Here is a 20,493-nt window from a genome sequence, read left to right on the forward strand (position 1 = left end):
TGACCAAACCTGAGCGGCTTTTTCCAGTCGAACAGCAAAGTCGTTCGGAGGCGCGCCCCTACATATGTGGGCGTGCTACCGCTATCAGGAGAATCGTGCAATGACGCGCGGCAGTAAAATTTTTAGCGGTATTAGTGCCACGCTGTTGGTGTTGTTGGCCGTTCTGGGCATTGTGATTGCGACGTTCGATTGGAACCGAATCAAACCGACCCTCAACGAAAAAGTCTCTGAGGCCCTGCATCGACCCTTTGCAATCAATGGCAATCTCGCGGTGCAATGGCAGCGTGAACCTGACCAAGGCGGTTGGCGCGCCTGGTTGCCGTGGCCGCATTTCGTCGCTGAAGACCTGACGCTAGGCAATCCGGACTGGTCGAAAAGTCCGCAGATGGTCATCCTCAAGCGTGTTGAGTTTCGTTTGGCACTCCTGCCGTTGTTGCTTCAACAGGTTGTGATCCCGCGAATCGATTTAACCGGGCCCGATGCGAAGCTGGAACGCCTGGCCGATGGCCGCGCCAACTGGACCTTCGACTTGCCCAAGGTCGACGCAAACGCCGAGCCTTCGAAGTGGGTGATCGACATCGGTACGATTGGCTTTGATAAAGGACTGGTCAGTCTCAATGACCAGCGCCTCAAAACGCAAGTCGAACTGGTCATTGATCTGTTGGGCAAACCCATCCCGTTTAGCGATATCGTCGGCAGTGGCCAGGCGAAAAAAATCCACGATCAGGGCGTCGTGCCGCAGGATTACACCTTTGGCCTGACGGTCAAAGGGCAGTATCACGGCCAGAAACTCAGTGGCACCGGCAAAGTCGGTGGGTTGCTGGCGCTCAAAGACGCAACACAACCTTTCCCGCTGCAAGCCGATCTGCAGATTGCCGACACCCATATTGCGGTTGCCGGCACCCTGACCGACCCGCAAAACCTGGGTGCGCTGGACCTGCGCCTGAAGCTCGCGGGCAGCAGCCTGGCTAACCTGTACCCGCTGACCGGTGTCACGTTGCCGGACTCGCCAGCCTATGCCACCGACGGTCATCTGGTTGCCAAACTGCATGAGCCCGAGGGCGCGTCGTTTCGGTACGAGGGCTTCAACGGCAAGATCGGCAACAGCGATATCCAGGGTGATCTCGGTTATGCCGCCAGCCAGCCGCGTCCGAAGCTGACCGGGACCCTTGTGTCCAACCAGTTACTGCTGGCCGATCTGGCGCCATTGATTGGTGCCGACTCCAATGCCGCGCAGAAAAAGCGCGGGGGCGACAGCAAGCAACCTGTAGGCAAGGTGCTACCCGTTGAAGCGTTCCGCACCGAGCGCTGGCGCGATATGGATGCCGACGTCGAGTTCACCGGTAAGAAAATTGTCCAGAGCACAGACTTGCCGTTCACTGACCTGTACACCCACGTGGTGCTCGACGACGGCCAGTTGAGCCTGCAACCCCTGCGCTTTGGCGTGGCGGGCGGCAAGCTGGACGCGGACATTCGTCTGGACGGACGTGCCACGCCGCTGCAAGGGCGGGCGAAGCTCACCGCGCGTAACTTCAAACTCAAGCAGCTTTTTCCGACATTCGAGCCCATGAAAACCAGCTTCGGCGAGCTGAATGGTGACGCAGACATCAGCGGGCGCGGCAATTCGATAGCCGCGTTGCTGGGAACGTCCAATGGTGATCTGAAAATGTTGGTCAACGACGGCGCCATCAGCCGTGGGTTGATGGAGATCGCCGGGCTCAACGTCGGCAACTATGTGGTCGGCAAGATGTTTGGCGACCAGACAGTGAAGATCAATTGTGCCGCAGCTGATCTGGGGATCAAGAACGGCCTCGCCACAACCCGGTTGTTCGTGTTCGACACCGAGAACGCGATCGTCTACATCGATGGCACGGCGAACTTCCGCAGCGAGCAGCTGGATCTGAAGATCAATCCGGAATCCAAGGGCATGCGCGTGTTTTCGTTGCGTTCGCCCCTGTATGTCCGCGGGCCGTTCGCCAAGCCTGACGCCGGTGTTGAGACCGGGCCGCTGCTATTAAGAGGGGCGGGGATGGTGCTGTTGGGGGCGGTCATGGGACCCGCTGCCGGTTTGCTCGCCCTGGTGGCGCCTAGCGGAGGCGAACCGAATCAATGCGCACCGTTGCTGGAACAGATGAAAGCGGGCAAGGCACCGAAGACGGTGAAGTGAATTAGACAGATCGCACTCTCTGGTGGATGCCGCCCGGTCTCCGACGCCGCGCTGTCGCGCAGCAGACTGAGTCTCGATTCTGCCCAGAGGGCGTGGGAGCTGACTTGTCTGCGAAGAAACCGGGGTGCGCTCGACTCGGCACGACCTTCCTGAAGTGGTGAATTCAACCATTTTGCGACTGCTGCGCAGCCGATTCGCAGACAAGTCAGCTCCCACGAAGTAAATCACCTATTTACCGTGGGAGCCGGGGGACGCTTACAAATCTTTCAAAATATCCGCCATGTCATCGGCGTGCTCTTCTTCCTGAGCAAGGATCACTTCGAAAATACGCCGGGTGGTCGGGTCCTGTTCGCCGATGTATTGAATGATTTCGCGATAGCTGTCGATGGCGATCCGCTCGGCGACCAGGTCCTCGTAGACCATTTCCTTAAGCGTGTTGCCGGCGACGTACTGTGCGTGGGAGTTTTTCGACAGGGTGTCGGGATTGAATTCCGGTTCGCCGCCCAACTGTACGATCCGCTCCGCCAGCAGGTCCGCATGCTCGGCCTCTTGCTGAGCGTGCTCGAGGAACTCGGTGGCCGCGACGTTAGCTTTCAGGCCTTTGGCCATGTAGTAGTGGCGCTTGTAGCGCAGGATGCACACCAGTTCTGTGGCCAGTGACTCGTTGAGCAAACGCAATACGGTTTCACGGTCAGCGCTGTAACCCTCGGTTACGGCACCGTTTTCCACATTCACGCGCGCACGTTGGCGCAAGCTGCTCACATCTGATAATTGCTGCTCGTTGCTCATCATCAATCTCCAGGGCTAATCCGGTTTCCGTCTCGCTTTCGAGAGCTGCCCGTTAAAACCTTCAAATGGGTACTCCGGCGTGATCGGTACGTAGTTGAGAGTGATGAACAACGAGAAAGTTTTATTGAGATGGGGGTGATTGGTCCATTGCCAGTTTCAATTGGACACGAGACAGTGAGCCCGCATTGCGCAGGTACCGTTAAGGTTGAAGTCCTCTCTGCAAAGGATCCGGGTTTATGACGCAAGAGTTGGCGACGCGTTATCCGCTGGTGATGGTTCCGGGTTTATTAGGGTTTGTCCGGGTGGTGGTGTACCCCTACTGGTTCGGGATCGTGTCGAGGTTGCGGCAGGGTGGGGCCAAGGTCTTCCCGGTGAGGGTGTCTGCAGTCAATTCCACAGAAGTGTGCGGCGAACAATTGCTGCAACAGATCGAGCGAATACTGCGCGAAACGGGAGCGGCCAAGGTCAACCTGATTGGCCATAGTCAGGGCGCACTGACCAGTCGCTACGCCGCAGCGAAACGCCCGGATCTGGTGGCGTCCGTGACCTCGGTCGCGGGCCCCAACCATGGCTCGGAGCTGGCGGATTACCTGGGACGAAGCTTCCCTCCCGGCACGGTCCGACGACGCTTGCTCAACGGCGTCATGCGCCTGATGGCCGGGCTGATGCGCCTGTTGGAGACCGGCTATCGCGGGCCGAAGTTGCCGACCGATGTCGATGCGTCTCACCAATCGCTGACCACCGAAGGCGTGTCGCTGTTCAACCGCCGCTGCCCGCAAGGCTTGCCCGAGACGTGGGGCGGGCAGGGCGAAGAGTCGGTCAACGGTGTGCGTTATTACTCGTGGTCTGGCACGTTGCAGCCAGGGCGCAGTGATCGCGGACGTAATCGTCTGGACGGTACCAACGTCACCTGCCGCCTGTTTGCCCGGACCTTTACCCGAGAACGCGGGCATTGCGACGGTATGGTCGGGCGTTTCAGTTCGCACCTGGGGACGGTCATCGGCGATGACTATCCGCTCGACCATTTCGACATCGTTAACCAGACACTCGGGCTGGTGGGCAAGGGGGCTGATCCGGTGCGGTTGTTCACCGAGCATGCCGAGCGTCTCAAAGCTGCAGGGCTATAAGGCTGCTGATGGGGCCCGCAAGGGTGTTTTCCAGCGTTCCGCCAGCACCACGCCGCCCAGCGTCAGCGCACCACCGAGCAAGTGATACAGGGCCAGACGTTCGCCCAGCACTGCAGCGGCAATCAGTGCGGTGATGATCGGCAACAGGTTGAAAAATAACGTCGTGCGACTCGGGCCCAGACGGCTGATGGCGTGCATCCACATCAGCGGGGCCAGCATCGAGGTCGGAATGCAGGCATACAAAATCAAAGGGATATTGCTCGGGCTCAGCCCTGCTTTGGGCGACAGGATAAACAGCGGCAGCAGAACAATAATCGCCACCAACACTTGCAGGTACAGCAGTTGCAGGGGCGGCATGCGCAATTGCCACTTTTTGAGCAGCGTGCTGTAGACCGCATACGCCAGGGTCGCGACCAGCATCATTGCGTCGCCCATGTTCACACCCTGCTCGATCAAGGTACTCAGGTTGCCCGCTGAAATCACCACCAAGACCCCGCCAAACGACAGCACCGCACCCACCAGCGCCCCTGCGGTCAGGCGATTACCGAGACTGGTGATCGACAGCGTCAGGGCCATCATCGGCATCAGCGACAGAATGATCCCCATGTTGGTGGCCGAGGTCAGGGTCGCGGCGAAGTACGCCAGGCTTTGATACACCGCCATGCCGAGCACGCCGAGGATGAAAACTTTCCCCAGGTTGGGTTTTATCATCGTCCAGTTGCTCAGCACTGGTTTGAGCATGAAGGGCGTGAACAGGATCCCGGCCAGCACCCAGCGATAGAAACCGATCTCGGCGGGGAAGATCACCCCCACGGCCAATTTGTTGACGACGGTATTGCCGGCCCAGATCAAAATGGCCAATAACGGATACAGGTATTGCATGAGGACAACCACAACAGAAATGAGGCTGGATTATCCCCTGTCTGGATCGATGGCTATACTCTGTTTCAGACAATATCCCCTTGAATACAGACAGCATGAACAACAAGCTTTTAAGCATTCCAGACTTTTCCGGGCTGCCGTCCCCGGTTTACCTGCGTCACGACGAGTTCGGCGCTGACACTCACAGTGCGTCGCACAGCCACGCCTGGGGCCAGCTCAACTTTGTCGCCCATGGGGTGATGGAACTGGATATCGCCGGGCAGCGCTTTATCTCGCCACCGCACTATGCCGTGTGGATACCCCCCACTACCGAACACAGTTGCTACAACCGCCAGGCTATCGTTTATCGCTCGGTCTATCTCGCCCTCGAACATTGCGCCAGTTTACCGAGCGAGCCGTGCACGCTGGTGATCAGCGATATTCTCAAAGCGATCCTCAATGACTTTGCGGAACGGGACGTGAAAATCCCTGAGCGCGAAGCTGATATCCGGTTGGCGCAAGTGGTGGTCGATCAATTGCGCGTGGCGCAGGTGCAAACGCGTTATCTGCCTTATGCACAAAGCCCAGGGCTGCACAGCGTGCTCCAGGCCTTGCAGGCCGATCCCGGGGATAATAGGCCCTTGGTCGAGTGGGCGCGTGAGGTGCATGTCAGTGAACGGACATTAGCGCGCTTGTGCCTGCGCGAGCTGGGGATGAGCTTCGGTGACTGGCGTCAGCGCATGCGATTTCTGGCGGCCATCGAGGCGCTGGAAGGACGTCGCTCTGTGCAGGAAATCGCTTTCGATATGGGCTACAGCAGTGCCTCGGCGTTTATCTCGATGTTCCAGCGTCTGGTGGCCGGATGTACGCCCGAGCAGTATCGGCGGCAGGCAAAAAAAGCCTGATAGACAGATGCCGTAACACATGGCGGAGCGTTGGCTACACTTCAACGCGAACCGTGCTGCCCGGTGCGGTAATCAGGAGAAAACTCCATGAAGATGCTGCATATACCTTTGCTGATCGTGGGTGTGTTGATGTGTGCCCAAGGATTCGCCGCCACAGAACAACAGAACAAGATGGCCGCGTGCAATGCGGACCCCCAGGCGAAAACCCTAAAGGGCGATGAGCGCAAAGCGTTCATGAGCAATTGCCTGAAGGCGTCACCCGCACCGGCAGCCAAGGCGGTCACGCCTCAGCAACAGAAAATGAAAGACTGCAATGCCGATCCTCAGGCGAAAGCGCTGAAGGGTGATGAGCGCAAAGCATTCATGAGCCAGTGTCTCAAAAAATAATCGACAACCGGCTGCCATGACAGGCACAGCGGTACGTCCAGCGCATTTAAACCTGCGATTGCCGGCCTTGATTCGGGTCGTCATCGCCGGCGTGGTCGGCTGATCATCGGCACGGCTATCGGATCGCTGGTCCTCGACCCCGAACGCTGGCAGACTGCCCACCTTTTCGAGCCGTTCGTTTTGGGGCTGTCATGCCAACGTTTTCTCCGCGTCACGTGTTGTTGGCCAGTTGGATCATCATTTTTTGCGGTTTGTTACTGGTCTTGCCGTTCAAACTGCTACCGAGTCTATTGGCTGGGTTGCTGGTGTACGAGCTGGTCAACATGCTCACACCGAAGCTGCAGCGTCTGATTGCAGGAGATCGTGCGCGCTGGCTGGCGGTGGCGTTGCTGGGCACGCTGGTGGTCAGTGTGCTGGCCTTGCTGTTTGCAGGCGCGATCAGTTTCTTGCTGCACGAAGCAGAAAATCCTGGCGCATCGCTGGATAAATTCATGATTCTGGTGGACCGCGCTCGCGGGCAACTGCCACCGTTCATCGACAGTTATCTGCCCGCCAGCGCCGCCGAGTTCCGTGTGTCGCTGGGTGCCTGGCTGGCGAAGCATGTGGGCGAGTTACAGCTGCTAGGCAAGGGCGCGGCGCACATGTTTGTCACGCTGCTGATCGGTATGGTGTTGGGGGCGATCATCGCCTTGCAGCAGGTGAGCGACGTTCACAAGCGCAAACCGCTGGCGGCGGCGCTGTTCGATCGTCTGAGTTTTTTGAGTCAGGCCTTTCGTAATATCGTTTTCGCGCAGATCAAGATTTCCCTGCTGAACACCGCGTTTACCGGGATCTTTCTGGCGGTGGTCATGCCGTTGTTCGGGGTTCACCTGCCGCTGACCAAAACGCTGATCATCCTCACCTTCCTGCTTGGCCTGCTGCCGGTGGTGGGGAATCTGATGTCCAACACGCTGATCTTCATTGTCGGTATGTCGCTGTCGATCTGGGTGGCCGCAGCGGCACTGGGTTATCTGATCGTGATCCACAAGCTCGAGTACTTCCTCAACGCGCGGATCGTCGGCGGCCAGATCAGTGCCAAATCGTGGGAATTGTTACTGGCGATGCTGATCTTTGAAGCAGCCTTCGGCCTGCCCGGCGTTGTGGCCGGGCCGATTTATTACGCGTATTTGAAAAGTGAGTTGAGGGGTGTCGGGCTGGTTTAGCGCGGTATCAGATCGACCGTTTCGGGCCATTTGCGAATGAGTTCACTCCCACAGAAGCATGCGATCTTCTGTGTGAGCCAACTGTCTGACTGAATCAGCCGTAGCGCTTCTTGGCTTCGATCGCCAAGCCGCTGCCGATGCTGCCGAAGATGTTGCCTTCCACATGGCGGGCGTTGGGCAGCATGGCCGAGACGCTGTTACGCAACGCCGGAATGCCGCTCGAGCCGCCGGTGAAGAACACCGTATCAACCTGATCGACACTCACGCCCGCATCATTAAGCAGCTTCGACACGCTGTTGCGCACCCGCGTCAGCAATGCGCCGATGGCTGACTCGAACAACGCCCGGCTCAGTTCCACGCTCAAGCCAGGCTGAATCCGGTCCAGCGCAAGATGGCGGCTTTCTTCGTGGGTCAGCTGGATCTTGGTTTCTTCCACTTCCATCGCCAGCCAATGCCCGGCGCGCTGCTCGATCAGCTTGAACAGGCGGTCGATGCCGCTGGTGTCCTCGATGTCGTAACGCATGCTGCCTAACGCCAGCTGGGATTTCTGCGAGTACACGGCATTGATGGTGTGCCAGGTCGCCAGGTTCATGTGGTGGCTGGTGGGCATGTAGGCCTGACTCTTCATCCGGCTGCCGTAACCGAACAGCGGCATCACGCCTTGCAGGCTCAGTTGCTTGTCGAAATCAGTCCCGCCGACGTGTACGCCGCCGGTGGCGAGAATGTCGTCGTGACGGTCGGCGATGAAGCGCCGGTCCGGCGACAGGCGTACCAACGAGAAGTCCGAGGTACCACCGCCAATGTCGACGATCAATACCAATTCTTCGCGCTCGATGGTCGACTCGTAGTCGAACGCCGCTGCGATGGGTTCGTACTGGAAGGAGACTTCCTTGAAGCCAATCTTGTGGGCGACTTCCACCAGGGTGTCTTCGGCTTCCTGGTCGGCGGCGGCGTCGTCATCGACAAAATGCACCGGGCGGCCCAGTACCACTTCATCGAACGCGCGGTCGGCGGTGACCTCGGCGCGTTTTTTCAGCTCACCGATAAACAACCCCAACAGGTCCTTGAACGGCATGGCCGTGCCCAGAACACTGGTGTCGTGTTTGATCAGTTTGGAGCCCAACAGGCTTTTCAGCGAGCGCATCAGGCGGCCTTCATAGCCGTCCAGGTACTCGTGCAGTGCCAGACGGCCATACACCGGGCGGCGTTCTTCCATGTTGAAGAACACCACCGAAGGCAATGTAATTTTGTTGTCTTCCAGCGCGATAAGCGATTCCATGCCAGGGCGCAGCCAGCCGACAGTGGAGTTGGACGTGCCGAAGTCGATACCGCAGGCACGGGCTGGAGATTCGTTTTTCATGTGTTCCATGTTCCAGTTAAAAAACGGCCGCGCAGTGTATGTCAGCGCACCGCAGATGCGTAGGGCAAACGTCGGTTAGATGCAGTTAAATGCTGATTTTGAGGATCGATCCGTGCGCAAGGCTTGAACTGGCCGCACTTGCCCCCAATCTTGCGGGTATTGCCTGGCGCCTGAGCGGTTTATAAGCTGAACTCATCACGGGAGTCCGCTCGTCAGCCGCTAAGCTTGCAACGTTAATCGATCCAAACGCGCCGAATGAGAGGATGCTATGCACAGAGCATGGGCGTTTCGGGGCTAAGCTGAATAAATTTGGGGAGGGTGACCGTTAGATGGACTTCAAAGACTACTACAAGATTCTTGGCGTAGAGCCGACGGCGGACGACAAGGCGATCAAGACCGCGTACCGCAAAATGGCGCGCAAGTATCACCCTGATGTCAGCAAAGAAGTGGGCGCAGAAGCCAAGTTCAAAGAGGCTTCAGAGGCTTATGAAGTCCTCAAAAGCGCGGAGAAACGCGCCGAATACGATGACCTGCGCAAGTACGGCCAGCAGGGCCGTCCATTCCAGGGGCCGCCTGGGTGGCAGGGTCGTGGTGCGCCTCAAGGTGGTTTCGGGGATGAAGCCGGGGGCGATTTTTCAGACTTTTTCAGCTCGATCTTTGGTGGTCGGGCTCAGCAAGGCCGTGCGCACAGCGCCGGTCGCCGTGGACAGGATGTAGAGATGGAACTTCCGATCTTCCTTGAAGAAACCCTGTCGACCGAATCGAAACAGGTCAGCTTCAAGGTCGCGCAACACAGCGCTGACGGCCAGCGTATGCCGGACATCACCAAGACCCTGAACGTGAAAATCCCGGCCGGTGTCGCCGACGGTGAGCGTATCCGCCTAAAAGGGCAGGGCGCGCCGGGTGTGGGCGGTGCGGCCAACGGTGATCTGTACCTGATCATCCGTCTGGCACCTCATCCGTTGTTCGATGTCGAAGGTCATGACCTGATCATCACCGTACCGTTGACCCCATGGGAAGCTGCTCTGGGTGCCAAAGTCGCGGTGCCGACCCTGACTGGCAAGATCCACCTGACCATCCGGCCGGACAGCCAGAGCGGTCAGCGCTTACGCGTCAAAGGCAATGGTTTGGTCGACAAAAAGGGGCTGCGGGGTGATCTCTACGCCCAGCTTAAAGTCGTCATGCCCACGTTTTCTGACGAAGAAACCAAGGCGATTTGGCAAAGCCTGGCTGAAAAAGCCGCCTTTGATCCGCGGGTCCAATGGAGTAACTGATCATGAGCAGCACCCTGATCGTAGAGCTGGATATGAAGGAATTCTGTCAGGTAACCGAGATACCGGCTGCCTACGTGATCGAAATCGTCGAACACGGCATCCTCGAACCTCAGGGGCAAAAGCCGGATGACTGGTTGTTCGACGCCCACGCCCTGGCGGTCGCCAAGCGAGCGCTGAAATTGCAGCGTGACTTGGATCTGGAATGGCAAGGGGTGGCTGTGGCGCTGGATCTGTTGGACGAAGTCGAGCTTTTACGGGCCGAGAACCGCATGCTCAAGCAGCGCTTGGGGCGGTTTTTGCTGGAGTAGTCTGGAACTCTCGCCAGCGAGGCTGTGCGGCCCGGATGTTCCTACAGTAGTTCACGTTCCCACTGTAGGAGCCAACGTGTTGGCGAAGCGCTCAATCAGGCACTCAATGCTTCGGTAAAGTCACCGTAAACGTCGTGCCATCGTCACGGTTCGACGTGACCTTGATACTGCCCTGATGGGCATTGACCACTTCCCTGACGATAAACAGCCCCAGCCCAAGGCTGGTCGATGGTTGGCCGACGACTTCGCTGGCGCTGCGTACCAGCGGGTCGAAAATCGTTGCGATCGCATCCTCCGCAATAGGCTCGCCGAAGTTGTGCATGAGCAGGGTAACGTCGTGTTCATCGGCAGTGAGGGTCAGGCTGATTTTGCGGTTGTTGGAGCCGTGCTGTAGCGCATTGCCAATCAGGTTTTGCAGCAATTGATCGATGCGCCCGCGATCCCATTCACCGTGGGTATCACCGCTGACCACAAGACTTGGATCGCAGTGCGGCTGACCGGCGCAGGCTTCTGCGATGGCCTCGCGACAGGCGCTGGCCATGTCCATGGGCTTACGCTCGACCGGCAAGCTGGCACCCAGACGGCTGCGCACGAACTCGAGTAAATCCCGAACCATCGCCCCCATGTGCCGGGTGCCACCTTTAATGCGTGCCACATAAGCCTGCGCGCTTTCATCGAGGTCGAGCTTACGCGCCAGCAGTTCTGTGGACATGCTGACCGCTTGCAAAGGCGTGCGCAGATCATGTCCCAGAATCGCCAGGAAGATATCCCGTGAGCGTGTCACTTGCTCGGCATAGGCCGCGGTGGACTCGGCCAGCGCTTCATCGATGGCTTCGTTGAAGCGAATCATGTCTTGAAAGTACGTCAGATCTGGCGACTCCAGACTGGCGACCCATAATCGAATCACGCTGGCACGCAAATGACGAAATTCAGACGTCATCTGCACTAAATCAAAGCCTACGTTATGACGCAACTCGCCATGGCTGGCGGCTGCCTGATCCAGTGTCGGGGATTTTTCCGGGCCTTCGCCTTTCGCTTTGGCCGCCTGTTCGCTTGCAGTCTGCGAGGTGGTCATGTCCCGGGCGGCCGCCAGCAGAATCGTTTTGGCGTGGTCACGTAGCTCGATTCGGTTCATCGAGTCGGCTGCAGGCTTTATGGTTTTTGCGAACTTTTCCCACTCATCGACTATACGGTCAACCTGTTGGACGATGAATTCAGAGAGGCGCATGGCCGGTTACCTTGCTGGGCAGCTATAAATGAGGTGGCGCATCTTAGCGTCTTTGTCTCGTTTCAAGCACTGCCAGGTTCCGGGCGGCCTGTTAACGCTTCAAAACAGGCCGCATCGAAACCAACGGCATCAGAATAGAAAGTACCGTTGTGCCATGGGCAACACTGCAGCGGGTTCGCACCACAACAACACGCCATCGGCCTTGACCTGATACGTCTGTGGATCGACGTCGATTTTTGGCAGGTAGTCATTGTGGATAAGATCGGTTTTTTTTACGTTGCGACAGCCCTTTACCACGCTGATTTTCTTTTTCAGGCCCAGTGATTCGGGGATCCCGGCATCAAGCGCCGCCTGGCTGATGAAGGTCAGGCTGGTGGCGTGCAGCGAGCCACCGTAACTGGCGAACATAGGTCGGTAATGCACGGGCTGCGGCGTCGGAATCGAGGCGTTGGAATCGCCCATCAGGCTGGCGGCGATGGCGCCACCTTTCAGAATCAGGCTGGGTTTTACCCCGAAGAACGCAGGACGCCACAGCACCAGATCGGCCCATTTACCCACTTCGATCGAGCCCACTTCATGGCTGATGCCGTGGGTAATCGCCGGGTTGATGGTGTATTTGGCGATGTAACGTTTGGCGCGGAAGTTGTCGTTGCCGGGGCCGTCTTCAGGCAGCGGGCCGCGCTGCTTCTTCATTTTGTCGGCGGTTTGCCAGGTGCGCATGATCACTTCGCCGACGCGGCCCATGGCCTGGCTGTCGGAGCTGATCATCGAGAACGCGCCGAGGTCGTGCAGGATGTCTTCGGCAGCGATGGTTTCGCGGCGGATACGGCTTTCGGCGAACGCCACGTCTTCGGCAATGCTCGGGTCCAGGTGATGGCAAACCATCAGCATGTCCAGGTGTTCGTCGATGGTGTTCTTGGTGAACGGCCGGGTCGGGTTGGTCGAACTGGGCAATACATTGGGGAAGCCGCAGGCCTTGATGATGTCCGGGGCATGCCCGCCACCCGCGCCTTCGGTGTGATAGGTGTGAATGGTGCGGCCCTTGAATGCGGCCAACGTGGTTTCCACAAAACCGGACTCGTTGAGCGTGTCGGTGTGGATCGCCACCTGCACATCGTATTGATCGGCCACGCTCAGGCAGTTGTCGATGGCGGCTGGCGTGGTACCCCAGTCTTCGTGCAGCTTGAGGCCAATGGCCCCAGCCTTGACTTGCTCGATCAGGGGTTCGGGCAGGCTGACATTGCCCTTGCCGGTGAAACCGATGTTCATCGGGAAGGCATCGGCAGCTTGCAGCATGCGCGCCAGATGCCACGGCCCCGGGGTGACCGTGGTCGCATTGGTGCCCGTGGCCGGGCCGGTGCCGCCGCCAATCATGGTGGTCACGCCGCTCATCAAGGCTTCTTCGATCTGCTGCGGGCAGATGAAGTGGATATGGGTGTCGACGCCACCGGCAGTCAGGATCATGCCTTCGCCAGCAATCACTTCGGTGCTGGCGCCGACCGCGATGGTGACGTCAGGCTGGATATCCGGATTGCCGGCTTTGCCGATGGCGGCAATGCGTCCGTTCTTCAGGCCAACATCTGCTTTGACGATGCCCCAGTGGTCGATGATCAGGGCGTTGGTAATCAAGGTATCGACGACCTCGGCCGCCAGCAATTGGCCCTGGCCCATGCCGTCACGAATGACTTTGCCTCCGCCAAACTTCACTTCCTCCCCATAGGTGGTGAAATCTTTCTCGACTTCGATCCACAGCTCGGTATCGGCCAGCCGCACGCGGTCGCCAACGGTGGGGCCGAACATGTCGGCGTAGGCTTGTCTGGAAATCTTCATGGCGATCCCTTGGTTCGTTCGGTGCCTGTACCGGCCTCTTCGCGGACAAGTCCGCTCCTACAGGTGAAACGCAATCCATTGTGGGAGTGGGCTTGTCCGCGAAGGCGTCCGTTCAGATGAAAAATATCGGTCTGGCGAAATGAATCATTTCAATCCAACTCACCCATGACCCGACCGGCAAAGCCGAACACCCGGCGGTGGCCGGCCAGGTCGACCAGCTCCACATCCCGCGACTGGCCGGGCTCGAAGCGCACGGCGGTGCCAGCGGGGATGTTCAGGCGCATGCCACGGCTGGCCATCCGGTCGAAGGTCAGGGCGTCGTTGGTTTCGAAAAAGTGATAGTGCGAGCCCACCTGAATGGGCCGGTCACCGCTGTTGGCGACGTTCAGGTTGATCGTGCGACGGCCGGCATTGAGTTCGATATCGCCGGGCTGGATCTGGTATTCGCCAGGGATCATTCGGTCTTCCTCGCCAGAGTTTTGTAATAAATGGCTGTCGCTTTGTATTCACCGTCGGGGTTGCACGCGTAATCGGGCAACTTGCCGGCGCAGGTGTAGCCCAACGAGCGATAGAAGTTTTCAGCAGGCGAACCGGACTCGGTTTCCAGGTACAGCAGACCGCGCTTGTGTTGGTGCGCCGCCAACTCGACTGCCCCCATCAACTGTCCGCCCAACCCTCGCCGTTGCGCGACGCTGAGCACCAGCAGTTTTTGTACTTCGGCGCGATTCAGTCCGTTCTGTTTCTCGCACAGCGACAGTTGCACGCTGGCCAGCACCTGCTCTTCCTGAACGACTGCCCACAGCAGCAAGTTGCCTTTTTCCAGCGCTGCACGCACCCCGTCGAAATAGGTGTAGGCCTCACTGGCCGAGAGATTGGCCATGAACCCCACCGATGCGCCTTGCTTGACGGCGTCCAGCAGCAACTCGACCAGACCTTGGCGATAGTGGGCAAAGCTTTCGGCAGTGACGCGTCGTAACTGGGCGGCGTTCATGGCGGTATTACTCCTGATGGGGTGCGGGAGCCGGGGCATCCGGTGACAGGTTCAGTTGCATAAAGGTCAGGTCCAGCCAGCGACCGAACTTGGTCCCGACCTGCGCCATCTGGCCTGTGACCGCGAAACCCAGGCGCTCGTGCAGGTGCACCGAGGCGGTATTACCGCTTTCGATAGCGGCGACCATCATGTGTTTGTCGCAGGCCTTTGCACGTTCGATCAGTGCCTGCATCAGTCGCGGGCCGAGGCCGTTACCACGTTGGTCGGCGCGCACGTAAACCGAATGCTCGACGGTATGCCGGAAGCCGTCGAACGGACGCCAGTCGCCGAACGAGGAGTAACCCAGTACCTCGTCAGCCGCATCGACTACCACCAAAATAGGGTAGCCCTGAGTCTGGCGAGCGTCGAACCAGGCCTTGCGATTGGCGAGATCGACTGCTTGTTCGTTCCAGATGGCCGTGGTGTTGAGCACGGCGTCGTTGTAGATATCGCGGATGCCGGCAAGGTCGGCTTCCACTGCGTCACGAATGAGGTATGTCATTACAGGGCTCGCAGGGTCAAAAATCAGACAATCGGTTGGTGTACGGTGACCAGCTTGGTGCCGTCAGGAAAGGTCGCTTCGACCTGGATCTCCGGGATCATTTCCGGGATACCTTCCATCACCTGTTCGCGGCTGAGCAGGGTGGTGCCGACATGCATCAGCTCGGCAACGGTTCTGCCATCACGGGCGCCTTCCAGCAGTGCGGCGGAGATGTAGGCCATGGCTTCCGGGTAATTGAGCTTTACCCCTCTGGCCAAACGCCGTTCGGCAACCAGACCGGCGGTGAATATCAGCAGTTTGTCTTTTTCGCGTGGTGTCAGGTCCATTGTTTAATCCGTTTCAAATGGGTCAGGCCGCCGCGATCCTGTAGGCGCTGGCTTGCCTGCAATCGGCCGCGAAGCGGTCGTGCTTTAAAATTGCATGAAGATCCTGCATCAGGTGCTCCATATTCTAGGTGCAACCGCTTCGCGCCCGAGCAATGCCGGGCGCAGCAGCGTCCATAACTCGATCAGCCAGGCGCGTGCGTGCAGGGCTTCGTCAGCCAGGCAGCGGGCGACCAACAGGCCGGGCAATTGGGTCAGGTTACCGCGTACCGGGTTTTGCAGGTTGCGGCAGGTTTCCAGCAACTCACTGCTGGCCTCGCCGGTCATCAGCAGCGTGGCAAAAACCGGCTTGCCATCCAGGCCGATGGGCGAATCGAGCAGGCCATCGCCGCCTATGATTCGCTGGCGTTCGTGCCACAGCCATTGGCCATCGCGGCGAATATCCAGCTGCGATTGAAAATGGCCCAGGTCGAAACGCTCGCCACTGGCCGGGCGACCCAGCGCAACCATGTCCCAGTAGCACAGCCGCGCATCGCCTTGCAGCTCAATATGCGTGGTCAACTCGGCCTGGGCGGCGCTAAAGACGATGGTTTCCTGCGGCAGCCATTCCAGCGTGGCGCCCGCTTCAACGCGCAGTTCCAGCTGCTGGTATGCCGGGCTTGCGGCGCGGTACCACTTGGCGGCGCCGGGGCTGGTCAGTTGTGCCCACGCGTTTTTACCGACGGTGGCGCAAATATCGAGTCGATCCCCGCCGGCAATCCCGCCCGGAGGGTGAACAATGATGTGCTGACAGACCTGCGGACCTTCGGCATACAGGTGTTTTTGCACCCGTAGCGGGCCTTGATGCCGACGCATGACGGGCCGTGTGCTGTCACCGAAACGCCCATAGCCCAGCTCCAGCTCGGCATGCCAACTGGGGGTGAACAGCGCGGTGTGGGCAGGAAGGTTCATTCGTCGTTATGTGTATGAGGTATGCAGGGAGACCGCACCTTAGCGGATTGGCGCATCAAATTGTAACCAGACCACGAACCCCTTGCGTTTCCATGTCCTCGCCACGGCCTTGCTGGACGATTTCGCCACGGGACATCACCAGGTATTGATCGGCCAGCTCGGCAGCAAAGTCATAGAACTGCTCCACCAACAAAATCGCCATGTCCCCACGTGCCGAGAGCTGTTTGATCACCGCGCCGATCTCTTTGATCACCGAGGGCTGGATGCCTTCAGTCGGCTCATCGAGGATCAGCAGGCGAGGGCGACTGGCCAGCGCGCGGCCAATGGCCAGTTGCTGTTGCTGACCGCCGGACAGATCGCCGCCGCGTCGTTGTTTCATTTGCAGGAGCACCGGAAACAGCTCGTAGATAAATGCCGGGACTTCCTTGGCCTCGGAGCCAGGGAAACGTGACAGGCCCATGAGCAGGTTTTCTTCTACGGTCAGACGCCCGAAAATTTCCCTGCCCTGAGGTACGTAAGCGATGCCCGCGTGCACCCGTTGATGGGGTTTAAAACCGGTGATGACCTTGCCTTCCCATTGCACCACGCCTTCCTTGGAAGGCAGCAGCCCCATCAGGACTTTGAGCAGCGTGGTCTTGCCCACGCCGTTACGGCCGAGCAAGCACGTTACTTCTCCGATTTTCACGTCGAAAGACAGGCCGCGAAGGATATGGCTACCGCCGTAATACTGGTGGAGCTTGTCGACTTGCAGCATAGGTAAGTTCTCAAGCAAATAGATGTGCAGGAATGTGCGTTATCGCCCTAAATACACTTCAATCACCCGTTCATTCGTCTGCACATCGTCCAGCGACCCTTCAGCCAGTACGCTGCCTTGATGCAGGACGGTGACGTGATCGGCTATCGAACCGACGAAGCCCATGTCGTGCTCCACCACCATCAATGAGTGCTTGCCCGCCAGGCTTTTGAATAGCTCGGCGGTGAACTCGGTTTCGGCGTCGGTCATCCCTGCGACGGGTTCGTCGAGCAACAGCAATTGCGGGTCCTGGACCAGCAGCATGCCGATCTCCAGAAACTGCTTCTGACCGTGGGACAGCAGCCCCGCCGGACGATGCATCGAAGACGTCAGGCGGATGGTTTCCAGCACTTCATGGATACGGTCGCGCTGCTCGCCGGTCAGGCGTGCACGCAAGCTGGCCCACACGGATTTGTCCGTTTTCTGCGCCAGCTCCAGGTTTTCGAACACGCTCAAGGCTTCGAACACCGTTGGTTTCTGGAATTTACGGCCGATCCCCGATTGGGCAATCTGCACTTCACTCATCTGCGTCAGGTCCAGGGTCTCGCCGAACCAGGCCTTGCCGTGGCTTGGGCGAGTCTTGCCGGTGATCACGTCCATCAGCGTGGTTTTGCCCGCGCCGTTGGGACCGATGATGCAGCGCAGCTCGCCGACGCTGATGTACAGGTTCAAATTGTTCAACGCCTTGAAGCCATCGAAGCTGACGCTGATGTCTTCCAGGGTCAGGATCGTGCCGTGTCGCGTGTTAAGGCCTTCTTCGGCACGCTGGCCGAGGCCGATGGCATCCCGGCTGGTGCCCGCGTCTGAATTCGGATCGAGGATCGGTTCGAGCATGAAGGCGGGTGTCGGTGTGGTTTTCATTGCTCGCCCCTTTTCTTCAGCAGGCCAATCACGCCTTTGGGCAGGTACAACGTCACGCCAATAAACAGCGCACCGAGAAAGAACAGCCAGTACTCGGGGAAGGCCACGGTAAACCAGCTCTTCATGCCATTGACCAGTCCGGCGCCCAGCAGCGGGCCGATCAGCGTGCCACGTCCGCCCAAGGCGACCCAAACGGCCGCTTCAATGGAGTTGGTCGGCGACATTTCGCTGGGGTTGATGATGCCGACTTGCGGCACATATAGCGCCCCGGCCAGGCCGCACAGTACTGCGCTCAGGACCCAGACGAACAGCTTGAAACCGCGCGGGTCGTAGCCGCAGAACATCAGGCGGTTTTCGGCGTCACGCAGCGCGGTCAAGACCCGGCCGAATTTGCTTTGCGCCAGACGCCAGCCGACAAACAGGCTGCCCACCAGCAGGATCACGGTGGCCAGAAACAAGGTTGCCCGGGTGCCCTGCGAACTGATGCTGAAGCCCAGAATGCTGCGGAAGTTGGTGAAGCCGTTGTTGCCGCCGAAGCCGGTTTCGTTGCGAAAGAACAGGAGCATCCCGGCGAAGGTCAGGGCCTGGGTCATGATCGAGAAATACACGCCCTTGATCCGCGAGCGGAAGGCGAAGAAACCAAAGATCAACGCCAGTAAGCCGGGGGCCAAGACCACCAGGCACATGGCCCAGAGGAAGTGATTGGTCCCGGTCCAGTACCAGGGCAGTTCGGTCCATGACAAGACGGTCATGAATGCAGGTAACTCATCGCCTGCCGCTTCGCGCATCAGGTACATGCCCATGGCATAACCGCCGAGGGCGAAGAACAGTCCGTGTCCCAGCGACAGCAGCCCGGCGTAACCCCAGACCAGGTCCAGCGCGACGGCAACGATGGCGTAACACAGGATCTTGCCCACCAGCGTCAGGGTGTAAGCCGAGACATGCAGGCTGTTATCGGCTGGCAGTAACGACAACAGTGCCAGTGCGACCAGCAGCACGAGCACGACTGCGCAGAGGGCCAGGGTGATTTTCGGGCCGGCCTTTTGCGCGGCCGTCACCATAAGAGGCTGGTTCATCAGTCGATCACCCGTCCTTTGAGTGCGAAGAGCCCTTGCGGACGTTTCTGGATAAACAGAATGATCAGCGCCAGGATCAGGATCTTTCCGAGTACGGCGCCGATCTGCGGTTCGAGGATTTTGTTGGCGATGCCCAGCCCGAAGGCCGCCATCACACTACCGGCCAATTGACCGACCCCACCCAGCACCACGACTAGGAACGAGTCGATGATGTAGCTCTGGCCCAGGTCCGGGCCGACGTTGCCGATCTGACTCAAGGCCACGCCACCCAGGCCAGCGATGCCTGAACCAAGACCGAAGGCCATCATGTCGATGCGCCCGGTGGGCACGCCGCAGCAGGCGGCCATGTTGCGGTTCTGAGTGACGGCGCGCACGTTCAGACCCAGACGGGTCTTGTTCAGCAGCAGCCAGGTCAGGGCCACCACGAACAGCGCGAAGGCGATGATCACAATCCGGTTGTAGGGCAGCACCAGGTTGGGCAGTACTTGAATCCCGCCCGATAGCCAGTCGGGGTTGGCGACTTCAACGTTCTGCGCGCCGAATACCAGGCGAACCATCTGGATCAGCATCAGGCTGATACCCCAGGTGGCGAGCAGGGTTTCCAAAGGTCGGCCATACAGATGGCGAATCACCGTGCGCTCTAGCGCCATGCCGATAACCGCCGTGACGAAGAACGCCACCGGCAGCGCGACCACTGGATAGAACTCCAATGCTCCTGGCGCATAACGCTGGAACATCAGCTGCACGACATAAGTGGAATAGGCCCCGAGCATCAGCATCTCGCCGTGAGCCATGTTGATCACGCCCAGCAGGCCGAAGGTGATCGCCAGTCCCAGCGCGGCCAACAACAGAATCGAGCCCAGCGACAGACCGCTGAATGCCTGACCGAGGATCTCGCCGATCAGCAGTTTCCGTTTGACTTGCGCCAGGCTGGTTTCGGCCGCCGTGCGCACACCCGCATCGGTTTCGACGGCGGGGTCGAGCAGGGTTTCCAAGCGTGTGCGGGCCAATGGGTCGCCGGTTTCACCCAGTAAGCGGACGGCTGCCAAGCGTACGGCCGGGTCGCCATCGACCAGTTGCAGATTGGCCAGCGCCAGGCTCAAGGCGGTGTGTACGTCGGCGTTGGTTTCGCTCGCAAGCTGCCGATCCAGGAATTTCAGTTGCGCCGGTTTCGCGCTTTTTTGCAGGTGTTGCGCGGCGCCCAGACGCAGCTTGGCGTCTGCGGCGAGTAATTGGTGACTGGCGAGGGCGGTGTCGACCAGCCCGCGCAGTCGGTTATTCAGACGGAGGGTTTTGGTTTCACCGTCGACGGTAATCTGACCTTGTTGCAGGCTATTGATCAACTCGACACGTGCCGGATCGGGCTGTGCGGCCCACGCTTCAAGCAATTTGGCTTGTTGCCCGGAATCGGCCGCAACGAAGTCGCCAGCATCACTGGCATGGGCTGCAAAGGGCAGCAGCAGCGCCACAGCGAGAATGAAGCGGTAAAAGGCAGTGGGCATATTGGTGTCTCACGTTC

21 protein-coding genes are annotated in these 20,493 nt (G+C 59.1%); 7 read left to right on the plus strand and 14 right to left on the minus strand.

What is annotated here, in order from left to right; genetic code table 11:
- Positions 1-100: 100 nt before the first annotated feature.
- Positions 101-2,167, plus strand: coding sequence for an AsmA family protein (locus tag RHM55_RS17780; RefSeq protein WP_322177606.1), 2,067 nt, complete (start codon positions 101-103; stop codon positions 2,165-2,167).
- Positions 2,168-2,422: 255 nt separating this feature from the next.
- Here RHM55_RS17780 and RHM55_RS17785 read toward each other — a convergent pair whose 3' ends face one another.
- Complete coding sequence (locus RHM55_RS17785) at positions 2,423-2,956, minus strand: ferritin-like domain-containing protein (RefSeq protein WP_374028650.1); 534 nt, start codon at positions 2,954-2,956, stop codon at positions 2,423-2,425.
- Positions 2,957-3,192: 236 nt separating this feature from the next.
- On the opposite strand from RHM55_RS17785, the gene RHM55_RS17790 reads away from it, so the two are divergent.
- The gene (locus RHM55_RS17790) at positions 3,193-4,083 is read left to right on the plus strand and encodes a triacylglycerol lipase (RefSeq protein ID WP_322177607.1); all 891 of its coding nucleotides are present in this window, start codon (positions 3,193-3,195) and stop codon (positions 4,081-4,083) included.
- On the opposite strand, the gene RHM55_RS17795 is transcribed toward RHM55_RS17790, so the two are convergent.
- Entirely contained in the window at positions 4,078-4,965 is an 888-nt protein-coding gene (locus RHM55_RS17795; RefSeq protein ID WP_322177608.1) for a DMT family transporter, read from the minus strand. The genes RHM55_RS17790 and RHM55_RS17795 overlap by 6 nt on opposite strands.
- Before the next feature lie 95 nt (positions 4,966-5,060).
- Here RHM55_RS17795 and RHM55_RS17800 point away from each other — a divergent pair, with 95 nt between their 5' ends.
- The 3 genes from RHM55_RS17800 to RHM55_RS17810 all read left to right on the plus strand — a co-directional run bounded on the left by RHM55_RS17800 (position 5,061) and on the right by RHM55_RS17810 (position 7,438).
- Entirely contained in the window at positions 5,061-5,849 is a 789-nt protein-coding gene (locus tag RHM55_RS17800) for a helix-turn-helix transcriptional regulator (protein WP_322177609.1), read from the plus strand.
- Positions 5,850-5,936: 87 nt separating this feature from the next.
- Positions 5,937-6,236, plus strand: coding sequence for a PsiF family protein (locus tag RHM55_RS17805; RefSeq protein WP_322177610.1), 300 nt, complete (start codon positions 5,937-5,939; stop codon positions 6,234-6,236).
- A gap of 191 nt (positions 6,237-6,427) precedes the next feature.
- Complete coding sequence (locus tag RHM55_RS17810; protein WP_322177611.1) at positions 6,428-7,438, plus strand: hypothetical protein; 1,011 nt, start codon at positions 6,428-6,430, stop codon at positions 7,436-7,438.
- A 94-nt stretch (positions 7,439-7,532) separates the two neighbouring features.
- Here the strand turns inward: RHM55_RS17810 and RHM55_RS17815 are convergent, their stop codons facing one another.
- Positions 7,533-8,798: an Hsp70 family protein gene (locus tag RHM55_RS17815; RefSeq protein WP_322177612.1), complete on the minus strand. Its 1,266-nt coding sequence runs from the start codon at positions 8,796-8,798 to the stop codon at positions 7,533-7,535.
- 329 nt (positions 8,799-9,127) lie between these two features.
- Between RHM55_RS17815 and cbpA the strand changes: the two genes are divergently transcribed.
- Together cbpA and RHM55_RS17825 are read left to right on the plus strand one after the other, a co-directional pair.
- Positions 9,128-10,072, plus strand: a complete 945-nt coding sequence (cbpA, locus tag RHM55_RS17820) for a curved DNA-binding protein (RefSeq protein ID WP_322177613.1) — start codon at positions 9,128-9,130, stop codon at positions 10,070-10,072.
- Positions 10,073-10,074: 2 nt separating this feature from the next.
- On the plus strand, positions 10,075-10,380 hold the full coding sequence (locus tag RHM55_RS17825) for a chaperone modulator CbpM (protein WP_322177614.1): 306 nt from the start codon (positions 10,075-10,077) through the stop codon (positions 10,378-10,380).
- A gap of 103 nt (positions 10,381-10,483) precedes the next feature.
- Here the strand turns inward: RHM55_RS17825 and RHM55_RS17830 are convergent, their stop codons facing one another.
- The 11 genes from RHM55_RS17830 to urtB all read right to left on the minus strand — a co-directional run bounded on the left by RHM55_RS17830 (position 10,484) and on the right by urtB (position 20,476).
- Entirely contained in the window at positions 10,484-11,608 is a 1,125-nt protein-coding gene (locus RHM55_RS17830) for a HAMP domain-containing sensor histidine kinase (RefSeq protein WP_322177615.1), read from the minus strand.
- 129 nt (positions 11,609-11,737) lie between these two features.
- Positions 11,738-13,438, minus strand: a complete 1,701-nt coding sequence (gene ureC / locus RHM55_RS17835; protein WP_322177616.1) for an urease subunit alpha — start codon at positions 13,436-13,438, stop codon at positions 11,738-11,740.
- Positions 13,439-13,587: 149 nt separating this feature from the next.
- Positions 13,588-13,896, minus strand: a complete 309-nt coding sequence (locus RHM55_RS17840) for an urease subunit beta (RefSeq protein WP_322177617.1) — start codon at positions 13,894-13,896, stop codon at positions 13,588-13,590.
- Positions 13,893-14,429 carry a GNAT family N-acetyltransferase gene (locus RHM55_RS17845; protein ID WP_322177618.1) on the minus strand — a complete coding sequence of 179 codons (537 nt, stop codon included), beginning with the start codon at positions 14,427-14,429 and terminating at the stop codon, positions 13,893-13,895. The genes RHM55_RS17840 and RHM55_RS17845 overlap by 4 nt, the downstream gene beginning before the upstream one ends.
- Positions 14,430-14,436: 7 nt before the next feature.
- Positions 14,437-14,970 carry an N-acetyltransferase family protein gene (locus RHM55_RS17850; protein WP_322177619.1) on the minus strand — a complete coding sequence of 178 codons (534 nt, stop codon included), beginning with the start codon at positions 14,968-14,970 and terminating at the stop codon, positions 14,437-14,439.
- Between the two features lie 23 nt (positions 14,971-14,993).
- On the minus strand, positions 14,994-15,296 hold the full coding sequence (ureA, locus tag RHM55_RS17855) for an urease subunit gamma (protein WP_322177620.1): 303 nt from the start codon (positions 15,294-15,296) through the stop codon (positions 14,994-14,996).
- A 108-nt stretch (positions 15,297-15,404) separates the two neighbouring features.
- Positions 15,405-16,244 carry an urease accessory protein UreD gene (locus tag RHM55_RS17860; RefSeq protein ID WP_322177621.1) on the minus strand — a complete coding sequence of 280 codons (840 nt, stop codon included), beginning with the start codon at positions 16,242-16,244 and terminating at the stop codon, positions 15,405-15,407.
- Between the two features lie 55 nt (positions 16,245-16,299).
- Positions 16,300-16,998 (minus strand): urea ABC transporter ATP-binding subunit UrtE, encoded by a 699-nt coding sequence (gene urtE, locus RHM55_RS17865; protein ID WP_322177622.1) that lies wholly within the window; start codon positions 16,996-16,998, stop codon positions 16,300-16,302.
- A gap of 39 nt (positions 16,999-17,037) precedes the next feature.
- Positions 17,038-17,898, minus strand: coding sequence for an urea ABC transporter ATP-binding protein UrtD (gene urtD, locus RHM55_RS17870; RefSeq protein ID WP_322177623.1), 861 nt, complete (start codon positions 17,896-17,898; stop codon positions 17,038-17,040).
- Positions 17,895-18,974 (minus strand): urea ABC transporter permease subunit UrtC, encoded by a 1,080-nt coding sequence (urtC, locus tag RHM55_RS17875; protein WP_322177624.1) that lies wholly within the window; start codon positions 18,972-18,974, stop codon positions 17,895-17,897. Before urtC ends, urtD begins: the two co-directional genes overlap by 4 nt.
- Entirely contained in the window at positions 18,974-20,476 is a 1,503-nt protein-coding gene (urtB, locus tag RHM55_RS17880) for an urea ABC transporter permease subunit UrtB (RefSeq protein ID WP_322177625.1), read from the minus strand. Before urtB ends, urtC begins: the two co-directional genes overlap by 1 nt.
- Positions 20,477-20,493: the final 17 nt, after the last annotated feature.

The organism is Pseudomonas sp. MH9.2, assembly GCF_034353875.1.
Classification (GTDB): domain Bacteria; phylum Pseudomonadota; class Gammaproteobacteria; order Pseudomonadales; family Pseudomonadaceae; genus Aquipseudomonas.

What these genes read in the sequence shown, in the direction of transcription:
- RHM55_RS17780 (WP_322177606.1), top strand. Translation starts at nt 101, where the DNA reads ATGACGCGCGGCAGTAAAATTTTTAGCGGTATTAGTGCCACGCTGTTG.
- RHM55_RS17785 (WP_374028650.1), bottom strand. Translation starts at nt 2,956, where the DNA reads ATGAGCAACGAGCAGCAATTATCAGATGTGAGCAGCTTGCGCCAACGT.
- RHM55_RS17790 (WP_322177607.1), top strand. Translation starts at nt 3,193, where the DNA reads ATGACGCAAGAGTTGGCGACGCGTTATCCGCTGGTGATGGTTCCGGGT.
- RHM55_RS17795 (WP_322177608.1), bottom strand. Translation starts at nt 4,965, where the DNA reads ATGCAATACCTGTATCCGTTATTGGCCATTTTGATCTGGGCCGGCAAT.
- RHM55_RS17800 (WP_322177609.1), top strand. Translation starts at nt 5,061, where the DNA reads ATGAACAACAAGCTTTTAAGCATTCCAGACTTTTCCGGGCTGCCGTCC.
- RHM55_RS17805 (WP_322177610.1), top strand. Translation starts at nt 5,937, where the DNA reads ATGAAGATGCTGCATATACCTTTGCTGATCGTGGGTGTGTTGATGTGT.
- RHM55_RS17810 (WP_322177611.1), top strand. Translation starts at nt 6,428, where the DNA reads ATGCCAACGTTTTCTCCGCGTCACGTGTTGTTGGCCAGTTGGATCATC.
- RHM55_RS17815 (WP_322177612.1), bottom strand. Translation starts at nt 8,798, where the DNA reads ATGAAAAACGAATCTCCAGCCCGTGCCTGCGGTATCGACTTCGGCACG.
- cbpA (WP_322177613.1), top strand. Translation starts at nt 9,128, where the DNA reads ATGGACTTCAAAGACTACTACAAGATTCTTGGCGTAGAGCCGACGGCG.
- RHM55_RS17825 (WP_322177614.1), top strand. Translation starts at nt 10,075, where the DNA reads ATGAGCAGCACCCTGATCGTAGAGCTGGATATGAAGGAATTCTGTCAG.
- RHM55_RS17830 (WP_322177615.1), bottom strand. Translation starts at nt 11,608, where the DNA reads ATGCGCCTCTCTGAATTCATCGTCCAACAGGTTGACCGTATAGTCGAT.
- ureC (WP_322177616.1), bottom strand. Translation starts at nt 13,438, where the DNA reads ATGAAGATTTCCAGACAAGCCTACGCCGACATGTTCGGCCCCACCGTT.
- RHM55_RS17840 (WP_322177617.1), bottom strand. Translation starts at nt 13,896, where the DNA reads ATGATCCCTGGCGAATACCAGATCCAGCCCGGCGATATCGAACTCAAT.
- RHM55_RS17845 (WP_322177618.1), bottom strand. Translation starts at nt 14,429, where the DNA reads ATGAACGCCGCCCAGTTACGACGCGTCACTGCCGAAAGCTTTGCCCAC.
- RHM55_RS17850 (WP_322177619.1), bottom strand. Translation starts at nt 14,970, where the DNA reads ATGACATACCTCATTCGTGACGCAGTGGAAGCCGACCTTGCCGGCATC.
- ureA (WP_322177620.1), bottom strand. Translation starts at nt 15,296, where the DNA reads ATGGACCTGACACCACGCGAAAAAGACAAACTGCTGATATTCACCGCC.
- RHM55_RS17860 (WP_322177621.1), bottom strand. Translation starts at nt 16,244, where the DNA reads ATGAACCTTCCTGCCCACACCGCGCTGTTCACCCCCAGTTGGCATGCC.
- urtE (WP_322177622.1), bottom strand. Translation starts at nt 16,998, where the DNA reads ATGCTGCAAGTCGACAAGCTCCACCAGTATTACGGCGGTAGCCATATC.
- urtD (WP_322177623.1), bottom strand. Translation starts at nt 17,898, where the DNA reads ATGAAAACCACACCGACACCCGCCTTCATGCTCGAACCGATCCTCGAT.
- urtC (WP_322177624.1), bottom strand. Translation starts at nt 18,974, where the DNA reads ATGAACCAGCCTCTTATGGTGACGGCCGCGCAAAAGGCCGGCCCGAAA.
- urtB (WP_322177625.1), bottom strand. Translation starts at nt 20,476, where the DNA reads ATGCCCACTGCCTTTTACCGCTTCATTCTCGCTGTGGCGCTGCTGCTG.